The sequence below is a fragment of the Paenibacillus tritici genome, assembly GCF_013204885.1.
In the GTDB taxonomy this organism is placed as follows: Bacteria; Bacillota; Bacilli; order Paenibacillales; family Paenibacillaceae; genus Paenibacillus_AQ; species Paenibacillus_AQ tritici.
The window spans coordinates 197807-220153 of record NZ_JABMKX010000004.1; the positions used below are offsets into that span (position 1 = coordinate 197807).

A 22347-nucleotide genomic window follows, 5' to 3' on the forward strand; every position below is an offset into this window, starting at 1 on the left:
TTGCAACTCTCTCAAAAGCTTCAAACGCTAAAAAGGCAGCGGCTCCCGTTATGGGGGAATCGCTGCTTTTTTGTTGTTGCTCCATTGCTGCTTGCTTCAATAGTTCCGATCACTCAGCGCGTCCACCCAAATGCTTAAGCTGATCCTGCTCAAAAACAAAGAGCTGCCGCCAGGGGCGTATTTGGCGCTATGAGTGGTAAGAGGCCGGAGGGAGCTTGTCCGCAAGTCTCCTATGATCCGTAGTTTCCGCCGAGGCTGCCGATTCAGCCGCAGGCTGATCTGCAGGACCCTCAGCTTCCACCTCAAGACCGTAGTGGCTGCATAGGGCACGGAGTCCGCCCGGGAATTCCTCACCAACTGCTACGAATCTCCATTTGCCCTTATAGCGGTAGAACTCACCAATGACGATGGCGGTCTCAAGACGGAAGTCCTGATCCAAGGAGAAGCGGGCAAGCCTCGCTCCCGATTGGGCATTCATCAGGGAAACGGAAGCGTTCTGAATCTGCTCTGCTCGCTGTCCTGCACTCTGGCTGGATATGTCCCCACCCAGCGTACAGGTCAATACGATCCGCGTCGTGGATGCCGACAGCTCCGATAGCTGAAGCTGCAGGATTCCCGTGTGCGGAGCAGGTTGGGTGTAGGAGACCGATCCGCTCGGGTCTTCCCTGTTCCCGTAGAAGACAAAGTCCTGGTCCTGTTCGCAGTGCCCTGTCTCCCGGAGCAGACAGGCAGAGATCTCCGGTTCCAGCAAGGGAGCGGGAGAATCCCACTCCACAGCGACCAGAAGCCGGGAGGCGCTGAGCTTATCGCCGATCTCCACGCGCTGGCTGCGTACCAGCTCAGGAATAGGTGGTGAGGCAGGCGCAGGCGGAACAGCAATCGGAGGAGTGACGGAAGCCGTGACATCCTGAACCCTATCTGCAGACGGCGTTTTCATGCCCGGTATACCGGATACTGCGGGCTTCGGCGTCTTCATAGCAGTTTTGGCAGAAGCCTTGGGAGCAGACGGTTTCTTCGCGGGCTTCTTGGGCGCTGCCTTGAAGGGCGTATATCCGCCTGCAAACAGCGTCCCGGCCTTGTAGCCCTGGTTGTCCGCTAACAGCAGGGGATCGAACTGCTGCCACTGCTCCATTAATTTCAATAGAATGAGTGCCGACGCTCTGGCGTCATCCAGCGCATCGTGGTGCTTCAGCCGGATGCCGAAATGCGCTGAGACTACATTCAGCCTATGGGAGGGCAGCTCCTGGAGCATTTTTTTGCCGAGCAGATAGGTACATAAATATTGGAAATCCGGATAGCCAAGAGACGAGTCATCCAGGCAATACCGCAGTACACTCATATCGAAGGCAGCATTATGCGCAATCACAATTTCGCCTTGCAGCAGCGGCTTAAGGGTGGGCCACAGCTCAGCGAAGGTAGGCTCGCCCTTAACCATGGAGGGTGTAATGCCGTGAATGGCGATATTCATCCCGTCGAACCGCTGCCGCGGGTCAATCAGCCAGTCATATTCCGCTGTCACCACACCTGCCCGAACCTGAACAAGCCCGAGTGAGCAGGCGCTGGTGCGGCTGGAATTGGCTGTCTCAAAGTCTATTGCTGTGAAATCCATCTGGGTTAGCCCCTTATCTATTATCTCTACTAAACTTCATATTAAAGGAGCAAACGGAGAAATACAAACGATGCAGGTTGAACAAAGAGTGCTGATATGGTATTCCTTATCTATGACTTCCGGATTCACTTCTATGAAGAGGAGATGAGAGATTTGCAGTTGTTAAAAGGGCAGAAAGTGGATATCACCAAGGGAACAGGCGTTCAAGATATAACCGTCCGGCTCTGCTGGGACACGAAGTATGGCGGAATTGGTGTCGATGCGGCGGCTTTTCTGTTGTCGGGTCAGAACCGGTGTGAACGGGATGAGGATTTCATTTTCTATGGGAATCCAGTATCAAGGGATGGGGCTGTAGCTCATGCTGCGGAGGGGGAGAACGGGGAGAGTCTCACCATCTGCTTATCCAGAATTCCAGAGTCCTATGCCCGGATTGCGTTGACCTTGACGATCTACGAGGGCGAGCAGCGCAATCAGGGGATGAAAGATCTGTCCGGCTTGCAGCTGCGGCTAATGAACCGCAAGAACGGGGAAGAAATATACCGTTTCGATTACGGAGCAGATCTGTCAGAGGAGACAGCAGTCGTAGCCGGGGAGCTGTACCGCCATCAGGGGGAATGGAAGTTCAGCGCGATCGGCAGCGGTTATAACGGAGGACTGGCTGCACTCTGCAAGAGCTATGGGCTTGAGGTTGAGGAAGAGACCGGGAATGAGGTGGCAGCAACGGCAGAAGTGGCAGAGAGGGTGGAACGGGTAGAGGTGGCAGCAGCGGCAGAAGTGGCAGAGAGGGAGGAACGGGTAGAGCCTGCCCGGCCGCAGGCGGAAGACAGCGCACCGGTTAATGTGCTGTCTTCTATCGACTTACGCAAAAAAATAGTAGAGCTTACCCTCATCAAAAAACAGTTAACGGATGTAACGGCCAGAGTGGGGATCGTGCTGGACATTACCGGCTCCATGAGAAGCCTGTATGCCAGAGGGGTTGTCCAGGAAGTGGTGGAACGTATTCTCGCAGTTGCCAGCAAGTTCGATGACAACGGCTCATTGGATGTGTGGGTCTATGATACGGAATTCAGCAGACTGCCGCCGGTTACGGAACAGGAGCTGGGCAGCTATGTTGTCACTCATATCATGAATAACGATTCGATCCATAAGTTCGGCCGCAATAACGAACCGCCGGTCATGGAGGATGTGATCCAGAAATACACCCGGGAGGAGAAGGATTCAACCCCGGTATTCATTATATTTATTAACGACGGAGGTGTAGTTAAGCCTACCAAAAAAGTAATTATGGCCTCCTCCGCCCTGCCGGTCTTCTGGCAGTTCGTTGGGATCGGCGACTCCGACTTCGAGGTGCTGAAGCAGCTTGATACGATGAGCGGCAGACTGGTGGATAACGCAAGCTTCATCCATCTGGACCGTATCGAGGAAGTATCCGATGAGGAGCTGTATGATCAGCTGTTGAATGAATTCCCGCAGTGGCTGAAGGCGGCGAAGGCGAAGCGGATTCTGTAGCTTTGCGTTGTGTGTTCACGTTCAACCCTATCTACTGTGCTTACGTTCGCAGTATATAGGCATATCCGCAGTACAGACATATTCGCAGTATATAGACATGAATGTTGCACTATTTGCAGCTTGGATTCCTAGTTACCCGGGTGTAGGGAGGAATGTTGCAGGAAATGCAGGAATTGTGCTGCTAAGCCGTCCGTAGGGGGAAGATATCCTGCCTTTTATGCAACAATGTTGGATTCTGGCTGGGAGGTTGAGGGGAATGTTGTATTTTGGGCAGGATTTTGCAAAAGCTCGCGGCTGAAGCGGGGCTTTAGGGCGGCTCGCCGGAAGGTTCTCAAATTTCTCAAAAGCTTCAAATGTTAAAAAAGCAGTGGTTCTCCCGTTAATTGGAGAATCATTGCTTTTTGTATCCCGCTCAAACAGCGGAGAGGACGGAACGAATGTGGAAAAGCGAATGCGTTCGCCTTGGTCTCCGGATTTTCACCGCTAAGGGGAATAAAAAAAATCTGGAGACCACAGCGATTGGAACATCGGTCCGTTCGCGCAGCGTCCATCCAAGTGTTTACGTTGATCCTACTCAGAAACTAAGGGCTGCGGAGGTTCATTTCGTCTGAAGACTAGCGGAGACCGGCAGCGCCAGGCAGTAGCCCTTGACCAGAGTATCCCCGTTCTTCAGATCTGTCTCATAAGCCCGCTTGAAGCCTAAGCCTTCATACAGCCTGACCGCAGACGCCATCATATCTGAAGTGTGAAGGTTTAAGCTGGCTGCCCCGAGGGCAACGGCTCTTCCTGCCGCTTCATGGATCAGAAGCCTGGCCACCCCGCGTCCCCGGACAGCCGGAGAGACAGCGAGCAGACGGATGATCGGCGTATGGATTCCCAGCTCGGGCCTGCCGTAAGCGGCCTCGGAAGAGGTGAACAGCAGCACGCTCCCTACGATTTGTCCATCCAGTTCGGCTACAATCCGGGAGACCGGTGCATCGCCGTGGACGGAATCAAGGATGGAGTCGCGGTAATCCGCCCACGAAGGCGCGGGCAGCACGGCTGAATATTCGCTGTAGGCTTCGAGTAATACTCCGGCAATGGCTTCACGGTCTGCGTCTGCGGCTTCACGGATTACAATCTCTGCGGAAATGTTCATCTGGCGCCTCCTGTTCGGAAATGGGGTATGCCGCTCATTATAATCTATAAATCCGATGAGTATAAGAGGAATTTAACAATTTCGATTAACAGATAGAAAAGTTCTATCTGCAATTGTGATCCATGTAATGGTATTGGCTGTATATTAGAGGATAAGTCTGTTGACAAAAAAAGGGCCGGTGACTAAGATAAAAACAAATTCTATAGAGAAGTGCGGCTCTAATTCATTGTTAGTCGATTGGAATAGTAAATTATAAACTGTGGAGGGGGACTACGCTTGAACATCGAGAACATTGAGGCCTTTGTCTACATCAACCACTACGGCAGCTTCAACAAAGCGGCAGATGTACTCTACATCTCGCAGCCGACAGTAACGGCCCGTATCCAGTCGCTTGAACGGGAGCTGGACTGCAAGGTATTCGACCGGCTGGGCAAACAGATTAACCTGACGGATAAAGGCCGTCAGTTCCTCCCCTACGCGCAGCAGATTCTGCAGGTCTATCAGAACGGCAAACATCAGCTGCAATCCAAAGGTCAAATCCCGGGGGAACTGAGAATCGGCAGTACGGTCTCGGTCTCCAATTATCTGATGCCGCATCTCCTGCTGCATTTGAAGCAGCGGTATCCCCACATCCGCATCAAGCTGACCACGGCTTCCACCGAACTATTGATTGAGAAGCTGAAGGCGAAGGAGATTGATCTCGCTTTTATCCGCAAGGTGGTTAATCCGGCCATCCAGTCGTTTCCCTTCTGTGAAGATCCCATCTCGCTGTATGTCTACGCCGGTCATCCGCTGGCCCGCAAGGGCCATGCTTCCATCGAGGAGATCTCTGACGAGACACTGGTATTCTTCGAATGCGGCTCGCTGGACTGGATGCGCCTGCACCGTGTATTTGAGAGCATGGAGCAGCCGCCGGGCATTGTGTATCAGGTGGATAATCTGGAGACTGCCAAGAAGCTGGTGCTGAAGCAAGCGGGGATCTGTTTCCTTCCAGCGCTGAGTGTGCAGGAGGAGGTGGAGGCAGGAACACTGATCCGGGTAGATATCGCTGAGACGGAAGGGATCTCCCTGCGAACCAGCCTGATCTCCCTGAACGGAGAGAATGCGGAATTCATTGAAGCCCTGCTGGAGCTGGGAACCCCGGGCAAGCTGAATCGACTTCTTGTATAACTGTATTAAAAAACTCTATTAGCGCATGGCAACATGCAGTGATAAAGTTAACTGCATATAATCACCACTAAACATATAGGGATTATCTAAATTGAAAGGGGACAGAGAGATGAAAAAGACCATTTCATTCGCATCAGCACTGGCATTAACATTGGTGATTGCCGGATGCGGCAACAATAACGGCGCGAACAGCGGCAATGGCGGAAAAGTAGCTGAAGCAGCACCGCAGAGCAGTGCGGAGACAACAACTGCAGCCGCAGAACCGGCTGAGGTGACCAAGATTGTGGTCGGCACGGGCACCGCTTTTCCAAACGTCTGCTTCATTGATGAGAACGGCAAGCTGACCGGGTTCGACGTAGAGCTGCTGAAGGAAATTGACCAGCGTCTGCCGGAATATGAATTTGAATTCCAGACGATGGATTTCAGCAATCTGCTGCTGAGTCTGGAGACGAAGAAGATTGACTTAGTGGCCCATGTCATGGAGAAGAACCCGGAGCGGGAGCAGAAGTATTCTTTTAACAAAGAAGCTTATGCCCACTGGAGAAACCGCATTATTGTGGCCAAGGGTAATGATTCGATCCAGACGCTGGATGATCTGAAAGGCAAGAAGGTGCTGACGGGCGCAACCAGCGCACAAGCGCAAATCCTCGAGAATTACAACAAGGAGCATGGCGCGGATTCGATCAAAATTGTCTATCAGAACGGTGCGGCCAACGATACGGTGAGCCAGGTTGACTCGGGCCGTGTGGATGCCACGCTGGCTGCGGATTTCGTACTGCCGATTATTGATCCGCAGAGCAAGCTGCAGGCAGTCGGTCCAGAGCTGTCCTCCGCTGACATTCTGTATGTGTTCCGCAAGGATGATGCCCCGTCGCAGAAGCTGTCGGATGCCATTGACGGAGTAGTTACGGAGCTGAAGGCAGACGGCACATTGGGCAAAATAAGCTCGCAGTGGCTCGGAGCGGACGTCACCACATCCACGGTTCAATGATAAACATGTTGTACAGCGGAGAGGAGGAGCAGAATGGGTGCACCGTTTGATCTTGGATTTATCTTCTCGTTCCTGCCCAAGCTGCTGACTACGCTGAGCACTACGCTGCTGATCGTAGCCTGTTCGCTGCTGGCAGGGATGGTGGTTGGATTTATCATTGCCCTTCCCCGCCTGTATAAGGTGCCGGTCCTGAAGACCTGCGCGGAGGTGTACATTTCTTTTTTTCGGGGGACGCCGATACTCATCCAATTATTCCTGTTCTATTACGGTCTGCCTGAGGTGCTGAAGCTGGTCAATCTCGATATGACGCGGACGCCGGTGCTGGTCTTCGTGATTCTGACCTACGGTCTGCATACCGGGGCCTTCATGTCGGAGATGATCCGCGCAGCGGTAACGGCAGTCGATAAAGGACAGGTGGAAGCAGCGTACGCCACGGGAATGACCTCTTATCAGGCTTTTACCCGGATCGTATTGCCGCAGGCGCTGGGAATTGCGATTCCCGTATTTTCGAACCTGGTCATCGCGCTGCTGAAGGATACCTCGCTGGCGTTCACGCTGGGAGTAATGGAGATGACGGGCAAGGCACAGACTTTGGGCAGCGCGACTCAGCATTTTATCGAAACCTATATTGCCCTTGCACTTATCTATCTCGTAATCAGCTTGTGCGTGGAGAAGCTGCTGCTGGTGGCGGAACGGCGGTTACTGCGGCATGAAGACCAGGGCAGTCCGGTGAAGAAGAGGTTCACTCTGCATAAAAAATCGTCCTTCCGCACTATCGTCGCAGATCTAGGATCAGGCAAAGGAGGCGGCGCGTAATGAAGCTGGACCCATCATTTATCTGGACGGCGTTCGTGCAAATTCTGAGTGCTATCCCTACGACGCTGTATATCACGGTAGTCTCGGTATTGGCAGGATTCGTAATAGGCATTGTGGTAGCGCTGATCCGCATATATAGAACACCCGGGCTGTATCCGCTGGCGGTGGGATATGTCACCTTCATCCGCGGCACCCCGATGCTGACCCATCTGTTGCTGATCTATTTCGGGCTGCCAATGATCATCGACGGGCTTGCCGTACAGTTCGGCTGGAGCTTCCGCTCGGTATCCATTCCGATGATCGGCTTCGCCTATATCGCCTTCTCGATTACGGCTGGGGCGTATATGTCCGAGGTGGTCCGTTCCGGCCTGCTGGCGGTGGACCGCGGTCAGATTGAAGCTGCGCATTCCATAGGGATGAGTACGCCCCAGGCGCTCCGGCGGATTGTGTTCCCCCAGGCGCTGGCGGCGAGCCTGCCCAACCTGTCGAATTCGGTGATTGGGATGCTGCACGGGTCTACGCTGGCTTTTACCGTGTCGGTCGTGGATATCAATGCCCAGGCGCAGATTGTAGCTTCAACGAACTGGAAATTCTTCGAGGCGTACTTAGCGGCGGCGCTGATCTTCTGGGGGTTGACCTTCCTCATTGAACGGGCCACTGCCTTAATCGAGAAACGGATAAATCTGTATAACCGGGGGGGAGTCGCATGATTAAGCTGGAGCATATATCGAAGTCCTTCGGGCGCCATCAGGTGCTGAACAATATTGATCTCAAGGTATCCAAAGGGGAAGTGGTCGTCATTCTCGGCCCCAGCGGTTCCGGCAAAACCACTCTGCTGCGCTGCGTAAATTATCTGGAGAAGCCCAGCGGCGGCGAAATCTCGATCGGTGAGTTCAAGCTGGACTGCCGCCATGCCCGCAAGAAGGATATTCACCAGCTGCGGCAAAAGACGGCTATGGTCTTCCAGCAGTACAATCTGTTCCGGCACAAAACAGCGCTCGAAAACGTGATGGAGGGTCTGCTGATCGTCAAGAAGCTCCCGAAGGAAGCGGCCAGGGAGAAGAGTATTGCCCTGCTGGAAAAGGTCGGACTCGGCGCCAAGCTGGATGCCTATCCGAGCCAGCTCTCCGGCGGCCAGCAGCAGCGGGTCGGTATTGCCCGAGCGCTCGCCCTGGAGCCGGAGGTCATTCTCTTCGATGAGCCTACCTCGGCACTGGACCCGGAGCTGGTGGGCGAAGTGCTTGAGGTGATCCGCAAAATCGCCAAGGAAGGGATCACGATGATTGTGGTGACGCATGAGATGGGCTTCGCCCGCGATGTGGCGAACCATGTGGTATTCATGGACGGCGGGGTGATTGTCGAGGAAGGGACACCAAGCGAGGTATTCAACCATCCACGCGAAGAACGCACGAAGCAGTTCCTGAAGCGGATCACGCCGGAGCTGAACTATTCCATCTAGGAGGCATATCTATGGCAATTACAATCAGCGTATTGGACCAAAGCCCGATCTATCCCGGGGAGACGCCGGAAGAGGCTTTTCAGCATACGATCGAGCTGGCGCAGCTATCTGAGCGGCTGGGCTTCCGCCGGTTCTGGGTATCCGAGCATCATGATTCCGAGCAGGTGGCGGGTTCTTCGCCCGAGGTGCTGATCTCGCATCTGCTCGCCAGGACGGAGCACATCCGCATCGGTTCCGGGGGGATTATGCTTCAGCACTATAGTCCTTACAAGGTGGCGGAGAACTTCAACGTGCTGGCTTCGCTGGCACCGGGACGGGTGGACCTTGGCGTCGGCCGCGCTCCCGGCGGATTGCCGCGCAGCACACAGGCCTTGCAGCAGGGAGGCGGCGAAGCTGCTTCGCTGACGGACAAAATTGTGGAGCTGGACCAATATGTCCATAACCGGCTGGAGGCGGATCATCCGCTTACCGGGCTGAAGGCAGGCCCGCTGCCGGGAACGCCGCCGCAGCTGTATGTGCTAGGCGCCAGTGTCGCCAGCGCCGGGATTGCGGCAGAACTGGGACTGCCGTATGTATTCTCTTTGTTCATCGGCGGCGATCAGGCCGTGGCCCTGGACGCGGTGCGGACGTACCGCAGCGCCTTCGATACCAGTAGCGGGAAGGAGCCGCAGGTCATTATCGCGCTGGCTGTTATCGTGGCGGATACGGAGGAGGAGGCCGGGGAGCTTGCGGGAGCGCAGAAGCTGATCCGTATCCGCTTCGCCAGCGGCAAGACGCTGACGCTGGCCAGCCGGGAACAGGCGGAGGAGTTCACCCGCCAGAGTGAAGAATCCTATACGCTGGAGGAGCGGGAGCCTGAGATTACCAAGGGAACGAAGGAGAGCGTCCGTGAGCAGCTGCTGGCATTAGCCGAAGCCTCCGGGGTGGAGGAGTTCATCGTCACGACGAATGTGCAGCCCTTCGGCAAGCGGCAGCGTTCCTTCGAGCTGCTCAGCGAGGCACTGGCTGAAGTGCCGGCGGAGGCATCCCGCTAATGACAAATTCAGCCACGGAAGCTGCGGCACAGGAAGTACAGGCGTTATCGTTCAAGGAGCGGCTGGCCCAGATCCGCCGTCATCTGCACCGGCATCCTGAACTCTCTAATGAAGAAGTTGAAACTACAAGATATATCACCTCACTGCTCAAGCAGGCAGAGGTGAAGATTGTGGATTACGGGCTGAAGACCGGAGTGATTGCCGAGATCGGCGGCTTGCAGGACGGTCCGGTGATTGCCCTGCGGGCGGATATTGATGCTCTGCCGATTCAGGAAGAGACCGGACTGCCTTATGCTTCGCAGGCTCCCGGCAGAAGCCATGCCTGCGGGCATGACTTCCATACGGCGGCGCTGCTTGGGGCGGTCTATCAGTTGAAGGAGCAGGAAGACAATCTCAAGGGAACGGTCCGCTTCTTGTTCCAGCCTGCCGAGGAGAAGGCGCAAGGCGCGCAGCAGATCATCGCTGCCGGAGGGCTGGAGAAGGTCCGCGCTGTCATCGGGATGCACAATAAGCCCGATCTGCCGGTAGGGACCATCGGCATTAAGGAAGGCCCGCTGATGGCAGCCGCTGACGGATTCAGAGTGGAGATCCGCGGCTTCGGAACCCATGCAGCGGTGCCGGAAGCCGGGATAGATCCTATCGTGGCAGCCTCGCATATCGTAACGGCGCTGCAATCCATCGTCAGCCGCAATGTGAGCAGCCTAAGCAGTGCTGTCATCAGTGTTACGCAGATTCACAGCGGGAACTCGTGGAACATCATCCCGGAGACGGCGGTGCTGGAAGGGACGATCCGTTCCTTCGATGAAGCGGTGCGCGCCAGGGTGCTGGGACGGTTCGAAGAAGTGGTATTGGGTGTTGCAGCCGCCTTGGGGGCTGAGGCCAGCGTGCGCTGGATTGGCGGACCTCCGCCGGTCATCAATGATCCGCTGCTGGTCCGGCTGGGAGAAGAAACGGCTGCGAATCTGGGTTATACCTCCGTGAAGCCGGTGCCCTCACCGGCCGGGGAGGATTTCGCCTTCTATCAGCAGGAGATTCCCGGTTTGTTTGTCTTCACCGGCACAGCGGGGAGACAGGAATGGCATCACCCGGCGTTCGATCTGGACGAAGCGGCGCTGCCTGTAGGCGCCGGGTTCTTCAGCGGTCTGGCGGTACGTGTACTTGAGCATCTCTCGGCTGAAGGGGGTACAGATCATCGCTGACACTCCCATATATGATGTGATTATTGTCGGCGCAGGCTCAATGGGGATGAGCACGGGCTATCATCTGGCCCGGCGCGGTGTGAAGACGCTGCTGATTGATGCTTTTGATCCGCCGCATACCGAAGGAAGCCATCACGGGGATACCCGGCTGATCCGGCATGCCTACAGCGGCGACCCGGCCTATATTGACCTGGCACTCCGTGCCCAGGTGCTGTGGGAAGAGGCCGAAGCGGAGAGTGGCCTGGAGCTGCTTGTCCCTTCGGGCGTGCTCAATCTGGCGGACAGCGGCGTGTATTCCTTCTCCGGCCGCCTGGCGGAAGCACACAAGCGGAAGGTCCGGGCCGAGCAATTGGATGCGGAGGAGATCCGCCGCCGCTGGCCGGCCCTGAACCTTCCGGAATCCTTCGAAGCGATGTATGAGCCGGACGCCGGTTATCTCTACAGTGAGCGCTGCATTACCGCCTACCGGCAGCTTGCGCTGGCTCACGGTGCGGAGCTGCTGACGAATACCCCCGTGCAGCATGTGACCGCCCGCGAAGGGAGTGTCACCGTTCACACGAAGCACGGCGATTATCACGGAGCGGCTGCTGTTCTCAGCGCCGGTGCCTGGTTCCATTCATTGTCACCCTTCATCAGCCTGCCGATTAAGACGGTCCGCAAGGTAGTGGGCTGGTTTGGGAGTACGCCGGACTTCGATGCCGGGAGGTTCCCCGGCTTCACGCTCGGTTCAGAGGAAGGCGGGTTCTACGGCTTCCCAGGTATGGGCGGAGCAGGGCTGAAGATCGGCCGCCATGATACAGGCGAAGAGTGGAAGCCCGGTGAACCACTGGCACAGTTCGGCAGTCTGGAGAGCGACGAAGGCGACCTTCGCCGCGTGCTGGAAGCCTATATGCCCGGAGCAGCCGGGCGGCTGCTGAAGGGCTCCGTCTGCAAATATGAACATACGCCGGATGAAGATTTCATTATTGACCGCCACCCGGATTACCGCCACGTGCTGCTGGCCGGAGGCTTCTCGGGACATGGCTTCAAATTCTCCAGTGTGGTCGGAGAGATTCTTGCGGATCTGGCTGTGCAGGGACATACCAGGCAGAATATAGCTCCGTTTGCATTGTCACGCTTCAAATGCAGCGCATCCGATTTGAGATAGTAGTGTAACACACCTCAATTCAGGGATAGTTGTAAAATGTATACTTAAAAACAGCAAAAAGACGTACGTGCAACGTATAAGTGTAGCCTGTACAACTATATTTGCCCGAATGGTTGAAAATCAGAAGCAAAAAACTTTTAATTGTACGAACTACAATTAAACAGATAATGGGTTGTAAATCAGACGTTTTAGATGTACAAAGTGCAATTAAACATAGTGACCTGAACAACGGTAATCAAAACCTATACTGGGGGAATAGCAATGAGCAGCGTGGAGCTAACGGAGTACTTGAATACGCACGGGCAATTAGTGCAGGCGCTGGAAGGCTTATCCGATGAGCTGCTGAAGTGGAAGGCGGAGCCGTCAAGCTGGAGCGTAACCGAGGTGCTGGCGCACCTGGCTGATCACAGTATCGTGGTATCCTTCCGCATCCGTGACATTCTGGCAGATACGAAGGTACAGCTCCCGGCGTTCCAGCAGGATGCCTGGGTCAGCGGACAGCACAGTAATCAGGGCCGGGCGGCTGACAGCCTGGAGCTGTTCCGCAGCCTGCTGCATTACAACAGTCTCCTGCTGGGAAGGTTGAGCGATGCAGAATGGGAGAAAAGCGGGATTAACCCTAAGGGAGAGAGTGTGCGGATTGCCGATATCGTCCGCAGCTTCACCGCTCATGTCCAGAACCATCTGGCCCAGATCGAACGGATCAAGCGCGGAGCGGAGGCGGGTGTATCTACGCAGCAAGCAGCACTATGAACTTACAGTAAACCTGCAGTAAACCTGCAGTAAACCTGCTATAAGGCTGCTCTGAACAGCTGCAAGTGAACGGTAATACACCATCTTGAGGAGGAATGATCATGACTACACCGAGACAATTGAAGCTGGGAGCACTGCTGCACGGCGTGGGGGGAAGCACCTCCATGTGGCGTCATCCCGATGCGAAGCCTGATGCCAGTGTGAATTTTGAGTTATACAAGGAATGGGTACGCAAGGCGGAGGAAGGTAAGCTGGATCTGATCTTCATTGCAGATGGTCTGTTTATTAATGAGAAATCCATTCCTCATTTCCTGAACCGCTTCGAGCCGCTGACGATTCTTAGTGCGCTGGCAGCAGTCAGCAGCCGGATCGGTCTGGTCGGCACCTTGTCCACTTCCTACAGTGAGCCGTTCACAGTGGCCCGGCAATTCGGCTCGCTGGATGTCATCAGCGGCGGACGGGCCGGCTGGAATGTGGTAACCTCACCGCTCGAAGGCTCTGCGCTCAATTACAGCAAGCAGGAGCATCCGGACCATGGCAAGCGTTACCGCATCGCCGCCGAATATCTGGAGGTGGCACGCGGGCTGTGGGATTCCTGGGAGGACGATGCTTTTGTCCGCAATAAGGAGACGGGCGTCTTCTTCGATCCGCAGAAAATGCACACGCTGGATCACCAGGGAGAATTCTTCTCGGTGAAGGGCCCGCTGAATATCGCCCGCTCGAAGCAGGGGCAGCCGGTTATTTTCCAGGCAGGCTCCTCCGAGGTCGGCAAAGATTATGCTTCAAGCGTGGCGGACGCCATCTTCACGGGTCATGACTCGCTGGAGTCTGCCCAGGCGTTCTATAAGGATGTGAAGACCCGGGTAGCTTCATTCGGGCGCAATCCCGAAGAAGTGCTGATCTTTCCGGGCATCGCACCGATACTGGGGGCTACCCCGGAGGAGGCAGAACGCAAATACCAGGAGGTTGCCGGTCTGGTGACGATAGAGAATGCGCTGAACTACCTGGGCCGGTTCTTCGAGCATCATGACTTCTCCCAGTATCCGCTGGATGAGCCTTTCCCGGATGTGGGTGACCTGGGCCGGAACAGCTTCCAGAGCGGCACGGACAAAATCAAAAAGGATGCCAAAGAGCAGGGCCTGACCCTGCGGCAGGTTGCCCTGCAATCGGCAACGCCGCGCAGCAGCTTCATCGGGACGCCGGAGCAGGTGGCCGATCAGCTTCAGGCCTGGTTCGAGGGCGGAGCTGCCGACGGCTTCATGCTGGCCGCCGCCGTACCGGATGGCCTGGAGGAATTCGTGGATCAGGTCGTTCCGATTCTCCAGGAGCGCGGGCTGTTCCGCACCGAATACGAAAGTGATACCCTGCGGGGGAACCTTGGGCTGCCGGTACCGGAGAACCGTTATTCCAAGGCTTCTGAACCGGCCGGGCAAGTGTGACACAAGCACAGGCACAGTACGCTATCTGTTGAGCAGCACACAAACAAGGATGCCAACCCTGATGAAAGGGGAGGCATCCTTATTGTGATTGCTGGCTTCACACCGCCTAGCTTATTTGCGGTTGCGGAGGCGTTCAAGCTCAGCCTCAACTGCGCTATTCAGCGGAGCGTCAGGTGCGGCTGCGGCCGCCAGCCCGGATTGCTCGGCCAGTGCTTCCTGCATGGCGATCTTGTCTTCCATCCGTTCGAAGCCGCGGGCTGCGGAACCGGCGTTCAGCACGTGGCCGCCGTATCCTGCCGGGAAGCTTGAAGCGCTGGCTTGGGCAGCCTGCTTGATCTCAGCAGCTTTGCGGGCACGTTCAGCCAGCTCGGCTCTTTTGGCTTTGAGGCGCGTATGCTCTTCCTTAACACCGGCAAGCTGTACCTCCAGCGAGGCAAGTGCTGCCTGCGTCTCTTGAAGTCCGGCGGTGCATTCCTGTCCGCTCTCCGTGTAGCGGAGCTTAGCCATTACCGCCAGGCGGGCAGCAGGTTCATTGCCCTCGCTCATGAACTGGACTGCTTCCGCTTCACTGCGCTCTGCGAGCACCTTGTATTCGTAGATCCGGCGCTCCAGCACACTGGCTGCTGCCTTGAGTTCACGCTGTTTGCCTTCGGCGCCTGCGATTTTATCATCCAGATCCCGCAGGTATTGGCCGGTCAGCAGGATCGGATCTTCCAGCTTGTTCAGTCCTTCGTGAATAGCAGCCTTCGTTAACGTGGTGATTCTTTGGAATATACTCATTATAATAATCTCCTTTAATGTTGGTTTAGTTGGTTTGGTTATTGTGGCAAGTAATTAGTAGTTGAAGCTGTCATCGAATCCGCCGTAGGATTCCTGAGGGACAAGGAGACTGCCGATGATATAGAGAAAAACAACAGTACCGAAGCTGAAAAACGTAGCGGCAACAACAAGCAATCTTACAAGGGTCGTATCAACGCCCAAATAGCGTGCCAGTCCTCCGCATAAACCTGTGAGCTTCTTGTCTTGTACGGAGCGGGTTAATTTTTTTGTCATAGTGATATCTTCCTCTCTTATATGGTGATCGCCGGTTCGCGGCGTGTTCACTGCGTTGTCTATGTATGTATTGTACGAATATTTCCGGCTTGGCAAAACGGCCTGCAGACTGTTCTTTGTTCCCGACCTTAGTCGGGGATGCTGTCCGCAATAGGGCGGGGAGAGGCTGGGAAATAACGTTAGATGCGCGCAGCCGTGCGGATTTTACACAATGGTGTGCTGCGGTTCATCCGGGGATAACACTGGAGGATTACACTCTAATCTAGAGCATATCCAAACATACGGGAGGACAAGGCCTCATGGGAATTCACAAGTATTTTCGCTCGCTGAATGAACTGGAACGTATTATCCGTTGTCCGGGCAAATTCAAATTCGAGGAGCATAGCGTAGCGGCCCATTCCTGGAAGGTCGTACAGTATGCCAAAACGCTGGCGGACATTGAAGAGAAGCACGGCGCGGTGATCGACTGGAAGAAGCTGTACGAGATTACGAGCAGCCATGATTATGGAGAGATATTTATCGGGGATATCAAAACGCCAGTGAAGCACTCCTCGCTCCAGCTAAGGTCGCTCATTCAGCAGGTGGAGGAGGGCATGATCGACAACTTCATCAAGGAGCATATTCCGGACGAGTTCAAAAGCATCTTCTACCATCAACTGCGCGAAGGCAAGGACGAGTCGATCGAAGGCTTGATTCTGGAGGTTGCCGATAAGATGGATCAGGTGTACGAAGCTTTTGCCGAGCTGCAAAGGGGGAATACAGAGAAGGAATTTGTGGTGATGTACCGCAATGCCCTGATCAAGATCAAGAATATTGACCTGAACTGTGTGGATTATTTCCTGGCAGAGATTCTGCCGGATATGGTGAATGAGGAGACGCTGTCTCCAATTGATATCAGACAGATTACGGAAGAGGCGCTGGCTCTGTAGATGAGCTGTGGCTCTTTTTTTGATACATATATAGTTATACGTCAGGCCTGTAGGTGCTTCCTTGCGGAGGCGGCCCGGGCATACAGCACGGCTGATCCGTTAAAAGCGATATGGAGCGGAATCGTCAGCAGGATGGAACCGGTAACCTGTGCGATCAGCCCAAAGAATATTCCTCCGCTAAAAGCAAACAGCATAAACCTGACGCTCTCGCGGTTCAGCCTGTAATACTGCAAATGGGACACCGCAAACAGCAGTGAGGTAAGGAGGACCGCCCCGCTGATATCAATGACAGAAGTGGAATGCAGCTGGCCGAGTAATGGATGGCTCGCAAGTATCGGCAGGACAAGTCCCCGGAAGGCGATCTCCTCAAAGACAGGGAAGGCAAACACGAAGTTGATCGTATTATAGGCTCCCGCAGGAGAATACCCTGAGGATCTGGAGATGATCAGGTTCACAAGCAGAATAATAAGGAACAGCGGGAGCACTCTCATTACATCTTGTGGAGCGTTGAAGGTGTAACTGTTGCTCCAGAGAAGACTCCCACCAATCATGGCGGCTCCCCAATAATAAATCGTATTCCGTTCTTGCGGTTTAGAGATAACCCTGAGTATCCTCTCGAATATTCTGTATGAAAAAGACAGCAGTACAGCAATAACGCATAATTTCAGCAACAGCATGAGTGAATAGCCTCCATATATAGATGATGTGTGTGAAAATGAAGGAGATGAATGTTACGGCGGGCAGGTCGGCGGAAATGCTACAATAAAAGGAAAAATAAGGATGGTGTATCACTTTTGCAGTATTTCACTCTTATCCCGTTCTCCACTACGCTGGTCTGGTTCAGCGTTCTGCTCCTGATCGTCTGGACCGTCGACTTCCTCCAGGGAGGGGCTTCGGCTCAGCTTCCGGCGTACAACCTTAGAGAACGAACCAAATTCATCATGGCGGATATTCTGATCTTTGCCGGGATTAACGGCTTGCTATTGTATGTACTTCATCCGCTCAGCAGTCCGCTGTGGATCTCGCTGGCTGCTGCGGGACTGCTTGTGACTTATTTTCTGGCTTGCGGTACACGGCGGCAGCACTTGTCCTACCATCCTTGGATTTTGCTGATCCATGTGCTGCTGGGCATAAGCTTCTACCTGCTGTTTGGTATGCTGCTGATGAGCAGGCTGATTGTCACCTATAACCTTAACATGACAGATCAATTCGATATACTCTTTTATGTCAATGGACAGGACCGTGGGGTGGTGTACGCAATGCTGCTGATTATGCTTGTCCTCTACTTCGTGATCGGCAAGCTGCTGATGCGGCCGCTGTATAGCTGGTATAGAGCGCATGTGTATCAGGCCTCCAGGATGAATATCAAGCTGGTTGGGGGAGAGCTTCTGAGCGGAGTATATATTCTGCGGGACACGGATAGAGGATTCCTGTCCGCAAGCGACAGCCTGAATCCGGGGCCGGATGCCAGGCTCTACAGAATCAGCCGGGAGAAGATAGAGTATATGGAGAGAACCGGCAGTGCAAGCTAATCTGAATAGGTGATGCGAAGATAGCCCCCAGGCCGTATGGACGGTCCGGGGGCTATTTGCTGTGATTGTATTTGCTTGTAGCTAATGACGGCTGCTTGGTGCAGGCTTAACACTTAACGTAGGAAGCGTATAAGTATATAATACTAGAAATACAAAACCAGGTAATTACGGCAGGAGGAGCAGGATGGAACAGGGGATTCATAAATTTAGCTGGTTAGGCAGTGATGAGATGTATTTGGATCATCCAACTACATATGCGCATAAAAGTATGGTAATCGGCCGTTACGGCGGCAACACTGCGGACGGTGCCGACAAAAATGAAGACGGCGTCTACGTATTAAGCGAGCCGGGCGGCGGTTGGGAGTGGGTAATGCTTCTGGATGCGCATCATACGGCAGAAAGCGCGGAGCTGCTGATCCGCACAATCGACAATGAAGCTGATGAGATCATCAGGCTGCTGGCGCTGCCGGTTCAGCAGGCGTTCCGGGCGCTGGAGGAATTCCTGTTGTCTATTTTCACATCTGAGGCGTTCATCAGCGAGTGCAAGCAGGTAACAGGGGAGACCGCATGTCTGATCTGTGTTCGGATGGAGAATTATCTCTGGTGGTTCTCGGTAGGGGATAACTCGCTCTATGTACTCCATCCTGAGCTGGCTGCCCGCGGGCAATATCTGCTGAATCAGCGCAATTACTACGAATGGATCGGCTTCGTGAACACCTTCGCCCAGCCCGTCGCCTGTTACTCCTCGGGCATCCGTGAGCTGCGGCAGGGCCGTAACGTGATTGTGTTAACGACGGACGGTCTTTTGGAGGTTGGAGCAAGGGTAATGGAGGACCCGCGCAGGCTTTATCTTGCTTTTACAGGGGAAGAGGATCTGGAGAAATGTGTGGACAAGGTATTAGCGGGTGTACATGAGCAGCTCGGCCGGGACAGCGCTACGGTTGTTGCCTGGAGCTATGATAATAGTAGAGAAGCGGCGATGCCGAGTGATTAAATAAGACGCACTGAAGAAATAAACAAAAAGCAAAAGAAGCGGAGGGGAAATTTGGAACTGTAGGAGCGGTAGCGACCGCCTTTGTCACCGGATTTCACCCGCGAACAGCGGTTTAAATCAAGAAATCTGGTGACAACAGCGGCCGGAAGTCCAAATGTTCACCGCAGTGACGATGAAGCTTTAAGTTCAATACTTAAGTGCGTCTTATATAGCTATAAATAATGAAGATGGATTTTATATTGAGAAGGTGATTATTATGAAGATTACTATGAGAACAATTAGAGACTTCTGCGGAACTGACTTTTATAACCGGGGGAAGTCTTATTATGAACAGGGGTGTGTCCGCAGCCTTACCTTCTATCCGGATGATAGCAGCTATGGTGCACAGGTGAAGGGAAGGAAAGTATATGAGGTAAATATTGATATTTATGACCGTACCGATACCTTCAAAGCAGACTGTTCTTGTCCTGCCTTTGAGAACTATAGTAACTGTAAACATGTGGCGGCAACACTTATTGCTATACACATGCGGCAGATTAAGGAGCCTACCGATGCACAAGCTGCTCCATCCAGACGCGTAAATAAGTCTAAATACAACCAGATGGAGCAGCTTATTTCTTCTTTTCAGAAATCAGTTCTTACCAGAGAGAGTGAGCCTGTGCTATTCGGTCATGCAGATTCGCTGCAGTTTGAGTTCACGCTTAACGTTCATGGTGGTTACAATAGCAGTCCGCACTTCTCCGTTGAAATGCGTGTGGGAATCAAACGTCTGTATGTAGTGTCCAAAATAAACGAGTTTCTGGAGCATTTCGAGCAGCGTAAGCCGCTATACTTTAAGAGTATATTTACCTTCGATTCTGAAAACCAGCATATTAATCCTACGGATATGAAATTCCTTGAACTGCTGCTTCTAATGAAAAACACTGAGAAAATTTATAGAAATGATCTCCCCAGCTATCATAATAGCTCCTTAAAGGACGGGAAAACAATTGTCGTCACCCCGCTGGCCTGGGACAAGCTTAAACTGCTTTTTCCAGAGGTGAATGTCATTATGGGGCGATCGGGGAACCCGGGAATTCGGGCTGAGCTTGCAGGAGAGGCACCTCCGCTTGAATTTACGATTGGACCAGGGCAGAAGAAGGACTACGTTCTGTCAGCTTCAGCACTGGATAAGCTGATGTTGTTTCCAGACTACTCCACTATGATCATGAACGGGAAGATATATTCAATAAACAGCGATGTTATAAGCATGATTTCACTATTAAGGCAGCAGTTTGCGGCATCGCAGAACATTGAGATTGCTCCCGCACAAATCGAATCGGTCGTACAGCAGGTGCTGCCAGCCTTAAGAAAGCTAGGGAAAGTAAGTGTGGAACAGGCAGTAAGCGAGCGAATTGTGGAGCCTGAACTGCAGGCTAAGCTGTATCTGGATTATGTGGATGGCACCTTAACGTTCCGGCTGGAATTTCATTATGAGGAGATTGTGATTCATCCGCTGGAAGAGAATGGCGTGGATGCAGCGCGCAAGCAGAAGATCCTGATCCGGAATGTGCAGCAGGAGAACAAGATCATTGCTGTTCTGGACCATTCTTCACTCAGGCGGGAACAGCAGCACTGGGCTTCAGTAAGTGAGCCGGTCATCTACGAGGCGTTATATGAGCTTGTGCCGGTTATGGAAGAGGTTGCCGAGCTGTTTGTCACCCCTGCTGTTCAGAGACTTGTACAAGAGCGTAAAGTATTTCCCAAAGTGAAAGCGGAGCTGAGCGAAGGTCTGGATTGGCTGGATATCTCTTTTGAGCTGGAAGGCTTGAATGAGGAGGAGACCGTTCGGGTCATGCAGGCGATTGTGGAGAAAAGGAAGTATGTCCGCCTGCGCAGCGGGGCTTTTCTGCCTATTGCCGTGGACAGCTTCAGCGAATTCGGTACCGTTGCCGAACGGCTGAATCTCAGGCAAAGGGATCTTAAACACTCGGTAATCCGCCTGCCCTCCGTACAAGCTCTTCAGCTTCCAGAGCGGGGGCATGGCTTCAAGCATACGAAGTGGGGCAAGTCCTTACGGGAATTCCTGGACCAGCTGCGGGAGCCGGACAGTCTGGAATTCGAGCTGCCCGCTGAGCTGAGGCTGGTTCTCCGGGATTATCAGGCCCGAGGCTTCCAGTGGATGAAGACGTTGTCGAAGTTCAGGTTCGGCGGAATTCTGGCGGATGACATGGGGCTGGGTAAAACCATCCAGAGTATTGCTTATATCTGCTCCGAGCTGGCTGAGATGCCGTCCGAGGTACAGGGGAGAGCTCCGGTGCTGATTCTGTGTCCGGCATCCTTAACCTATAACTGGAGCCATGAGTTCGCCCGGTTTGCACCAGCAGTTAACGTACTGGTGGCGGCAGGGCAGAAGGAGGAGCGCAGTGGTCTGCTGGAGAGTAAGGCCGTGGAAGAAGCGGATGTGATCATTACCTCGTACCCTCTTCTCCGCAGGGATATTGATCTGTATTCCGGCATAACCTTTCATGCGCTAATTCTGGATGAAGCCCAGGCGATCAAAAACTCGGCCTCCCAAACCGCCCAAGCGGTTAAATCGCTTAAGGCTGCAAGGAAGTTTGCGTTGACGGGCACACCGATTGAGAATTCGGTGGATGAGCTGGAAGCTATTTTCAGCACCGTCTTCCCGGCGCTGTTCACCGGACGATTGACCTTCAAGGAGCTGCCTGCCGGACGTATCGCCAGCATCGTGTCTCCCTTTATAATGCGGCGGCTCAAAAAAGAGGTTCTGGAGGAGCTGCCAGACCGCATTGATACCGAACAGCGCACGGAGCTGCTGGACGAGCAGAAACAGGTGTATCTCGCTTACTTAGCGAGGCTCCGTGAAGATACCGAACAGGATTTGCTTACGGACGGATTCCATAAGAGCCGGATGAAGATTCTGGCGGGAATTACCCGGCTGCGGCAAATCTGCTGCCATCCTTCATTGTTCATCGAGAATTATACGGGCGGCTCCGGCAAGCTCGCGCAATTGCTCGAGACCGTGCAGGAATGCCGCGATTCAGGCCGGAGAATGCTGGTGTTCTCGCAATTCTCCAGTATGTTGGCGTTGATCCGGCAAAGCTTAGACGATGCGGGGGTCCAGCCCTTTTATCTGGATGGCTCGACTCCGGCCAGGGAGCGGGTGGAGTTGTGCAGGCGTTTCAATGAAGGCGAAGGAGAAGTGTTCCTGATCTCGCTCAAAGCAGGCGGAACGGGCCTTAATCTGACCGGCGCGGACACGGTTATTTTATATGACCTGTGGTGGAATCCGGCAGTAGAAGAGCAAGCCATCGGAAGAGCGCACCGGATGGGGCAGCGGAATGTGGTGCAGGTGATCCGGCTGATCACAGAAGGCTCTATCGAGGAGAAGATTCTGGAGCTCCAGCAGCGCAAAAAAGATCTCATCGAAGAGGTCATCGAAGCTGGCGAGAACAAGACCACCAGGCTGTCGGAAGAGGATATCCGCGAGCTGCTCCGGGTGTAGGAAGCCCGTACCTATTTTCCCCGTACATGCACTTCTAGGCACCTACCCACATACAATAAAAGGACCATGA

At 53.9% G+C, this 22347-nt stretch carries 20 protein-coding genes and 1 pseudogene; 16 read left to right on the forward strand and 5 right to left on the reverse strand.

The genetic code is table 11. The features are described 5' to 3' along the window. Nucleotides 1-187: 187 nt before the first annotated feature. Nucleotides 188-1609 (reverse strand): TerD family protein, encoded by a 1422-nt coding sequence (locus HQN87_RS08635; RefSeq protein WP_173130726.1) that lies wholly within the window; start codon nt 1607-1609, stop codon nt 188-190. Between the two features lie 144 nt (nt 1610-1753). Between HQN87_RS08635 and HQN87_RS32285 the strand changes: the two are divergent. Further along, a pseudogene (locus HQN87_RS32285) lies at nt 1754-2227 on the forward strand (TerD family protein); the annotation flags it as partial. 225 nt (nt 2228-2452) lie between these two features. Further along, entirely contained in the window at nt 2453-3118 is a 666-nt protein-coding gene (locus HQN87_RS32290; protein ID WP_246553672.1) for a vWA domain-containing protein, read from the forward strand. Nucleotides 3119-3716: 598 nt separating this feature from the next. On the opposite strand, the gene HQN87_RS08645 is transcribed toward HQN87_RS32290, so the two are convergent. Continuing rightward, a complete protein-coding gene (locus HQN87_RS08645; RefSeq protein WP_173130729.1) occupies nt 3717-4256 on the reverse strand; it encodes a GNAT family N-acetyltransferase in 540 nt (179 codons plus the stop codon). A gap of 276 nt (nt 4257-4532) precedes the next feature. On the opposite strand from HQN87_RS08645, the gene HQN87_RS08650 reads away from it, so the two are divergent. The 10 genes from HQN87_RS08650 to HQN87_RS08695 all read left to right on the forward strand — a co-directional run bounded on the left by HQN87_RS08650 (nt 4533) and on the right by HQN87_RS08695 (nt 14264). Then, nucleotides 4533-5426 (forward strand): LysR family transcriptional regulator, encoded by an 894-nt coding sequence (locus HQN87_RS08650; protein ID WP_173130731.1) that lies wholly within the window; start codon nt 4533-4535, stop codon nt 5424-5426. 109 nt (nt 5427-5535) lie between these two features. After that, entirely contained in the window at nt 5536-6417 is an 882-nt protein-coding gene (locus HQN87_RS08655; protein WP_173130733.1) for a transporter substrate-binding domain-containing protein, read from the forward strand. 33 nt (nt 6418-6450) lie between these two features. Further along, the gene (locus HQN87_RS08660) at nt 6451-7233 is read left to right on the forward strand and encodes an amino acid ABC transporter permease (RefSeq protein ID WP_173130735.1); all 783 of its coding nucleotides are present in this window, start codon (nt 6451-6453) and stop codon (nt 7231-7233) included. Further along, nucleotides 7233-7943, forward strand: coding sequence for an amino acid ABC transporter permease (locus tag HQN87_RS08665; RefSeq protein ID WP_173130737.1), 711 nt, complete (start codon nt 7233-7235; stop codon nt 7941-7943). Before HQN87_RS08660 ends, HQN87_RS08665 begins: the two co-directional genes overlap by 1 nt. Beyond that, a complete protein-coding gene (locus tag HQN87_RS08670) occupies nt 7940-8692 on the forward strand; it encodes an amino acid ABC transporter ATP-binding protein (RefSeq protein ID WP_173130739.1) in 753 nt (250 codons plus the stop codon). Before HQN87_RS08665 ends, HQN87_RS08670 begins: the two co-directional genes overlap by 4 nt. Nucleotides 8693-8703: 11 nt before the next feature. Next, entirely contained in the window at nt 8704-9726 is a 1023-nt protein-coding gene (locus HQN87_RS08675; RefSeq protein ID WP_173130741.1) for an LLM class flavin-dependent oxidoreductase, read from the forward strand. Continuing rightward, on the forward strand, nt 9726-10925 hold the full coding sequence (locus HQN87_RS08680) for an amidohydrolase (protein ID WP_173130743.1): 1200 nt from the start codon (nt 9726-9728) through the stop codon (nt 10923-10925). The genes HQN87_RS08675 and HQN87_RS08680 overlap by 1 nt, the downstream gene beginning before the upstream one ends. After that, nucleotides 10891-12072 carry an N-methyl-L-tryptophan oxidase gene (gene solA, locus HQN87_RS08685; RefSeq protein WP_367272686.1) on the forward strand — a complete coding sequence of 394 codons (1182 nt, stop codon included), beginning with the start codon at nt 10891-10893 and terminating at the stop codon, nt 12070-12072. Before HQN87_RS08680 ends, solA begins: the two co-directional genes overlap by 35 nt. Nucleotides 12073-12333: 261 nt before the next feature. Beyond that, entirely contained in the window at nt 12334-12825 is a 492-nt protein-coding gene (locus tag HQN87_RS08690; RefSeq protein WP_173130745.1) for a DinB family protein, read from the forward strand. Between the two features lie 101 nt (nt 12826-12926). Continuing rightward, nucleotides 12927-14264 (forward strand): LLM class flavin-dependent oxidoreductase, encoded by a 1338-nt coding sequence (locus tag HQN87_RS08695; protein ID WP_173130748.1) that lies wholly within the window; start codon nt 12927-12929, stop codon nt 14262-14264. Between the two features lie 111 nt (nt 14265-14375). Here HQN87_RS08695 and HQN87_RS08700 read toward each other — a convergent pair whose 3' ends face one another. Then, nucleotides 14376-15044, reverse strand: a complete 669-nt coding sequence (locus tag HQN87_RS08700) for a PspA/IM30 family protein (RefSeq protein WP_173130751.1) — start codon at nt 15042-15044, stop codon at nt 14376-14378. 54 nt (nt 15045-15098) lie between these two features. Beyond that, nucleotides 15099-15317, reverse strand: a complete 219-nt coding sequence (locus HQN87_RS08705) for a PspC domain-containing protein (protein ID WP_173130754.1) — start codon at nt 15315-15317, stop codon at nt 15099-15101. A gap of 299 nt (nt 15318-15616) precedes the next feature. Between HQN87_RS08705 and HQN87_RS08710 the strand changes: the two genes are divergently transcribed. Beyond that, a complete protein-coding gene (locus tag HQN87_RS08710; protein WP_173130758.1) occupies nt 15617-16246 on the forward strand; it encodes a YfbR-like 5'-deoxynucleotidase in 630 nt (209 codons plus the stop codon). 41 nt (nt 16247-16287) lie between these two features. On the opposite strand, the gene HQN87_RS08715 is transcribed toward HQN87_RS08710, so the two are convergent. Next, nucleotides 16288-16923: a CPBP family intramembrane glutamic endopeptidase gene (locus tag HQN87_RS08715; protein WP_173130761.1), complete on the reverse strand. Its 636-nt coding sequence runs from the start codon at nt 16921-16923 to the stop codon at nt 16288-16290. Nucleotides 16924-17040: 117 nt separating this feature from the next. On the opposite strand from HQN87_RS08715, the gene HQN87_RS08720 reads away from it, so the two are divergent. From HQN87_RS08720 to HQN87_RS08730, 3 genes are all read left to right on the forward strand, one after another. Beyond that, nucleotides 17041-17778, forward strand: coding sequence for a hypothetical protein (locus HQN87_RS08720; RefSeq protein ID WP_173130764.1), 738 nt, complete (start codon nt 17041-17043; stop codon nt 17776-17778). A 184-nt stretch (nt 17779-17962) separates the two neighbouring features. Further along, a complete protein-coding gene (locus tag HQN87_RS08725; RefSeq protein WP_173130767.1) occupies nt 17963-18772 on the forward strand; it encodes a PP2C family serine/threonine-protein phosphatase in 810 nt (269 codons plus the stop codon). Nucleotides 18773-19040: 268 nt separating this feature from the next. Then, nucleotides 19041-22277, forward strand: coding sequence for a DEAD/DEAH box helicase (locus tag HQN87_RS08730; RefSeq protein ID WP_173130771.1), 3237 nt, complete (start codon nt 19041-19043; stop codon nt 22275-22277). The last annotated feature ends 70 nt before the right edge of the window (nt 22278-22347 follow it).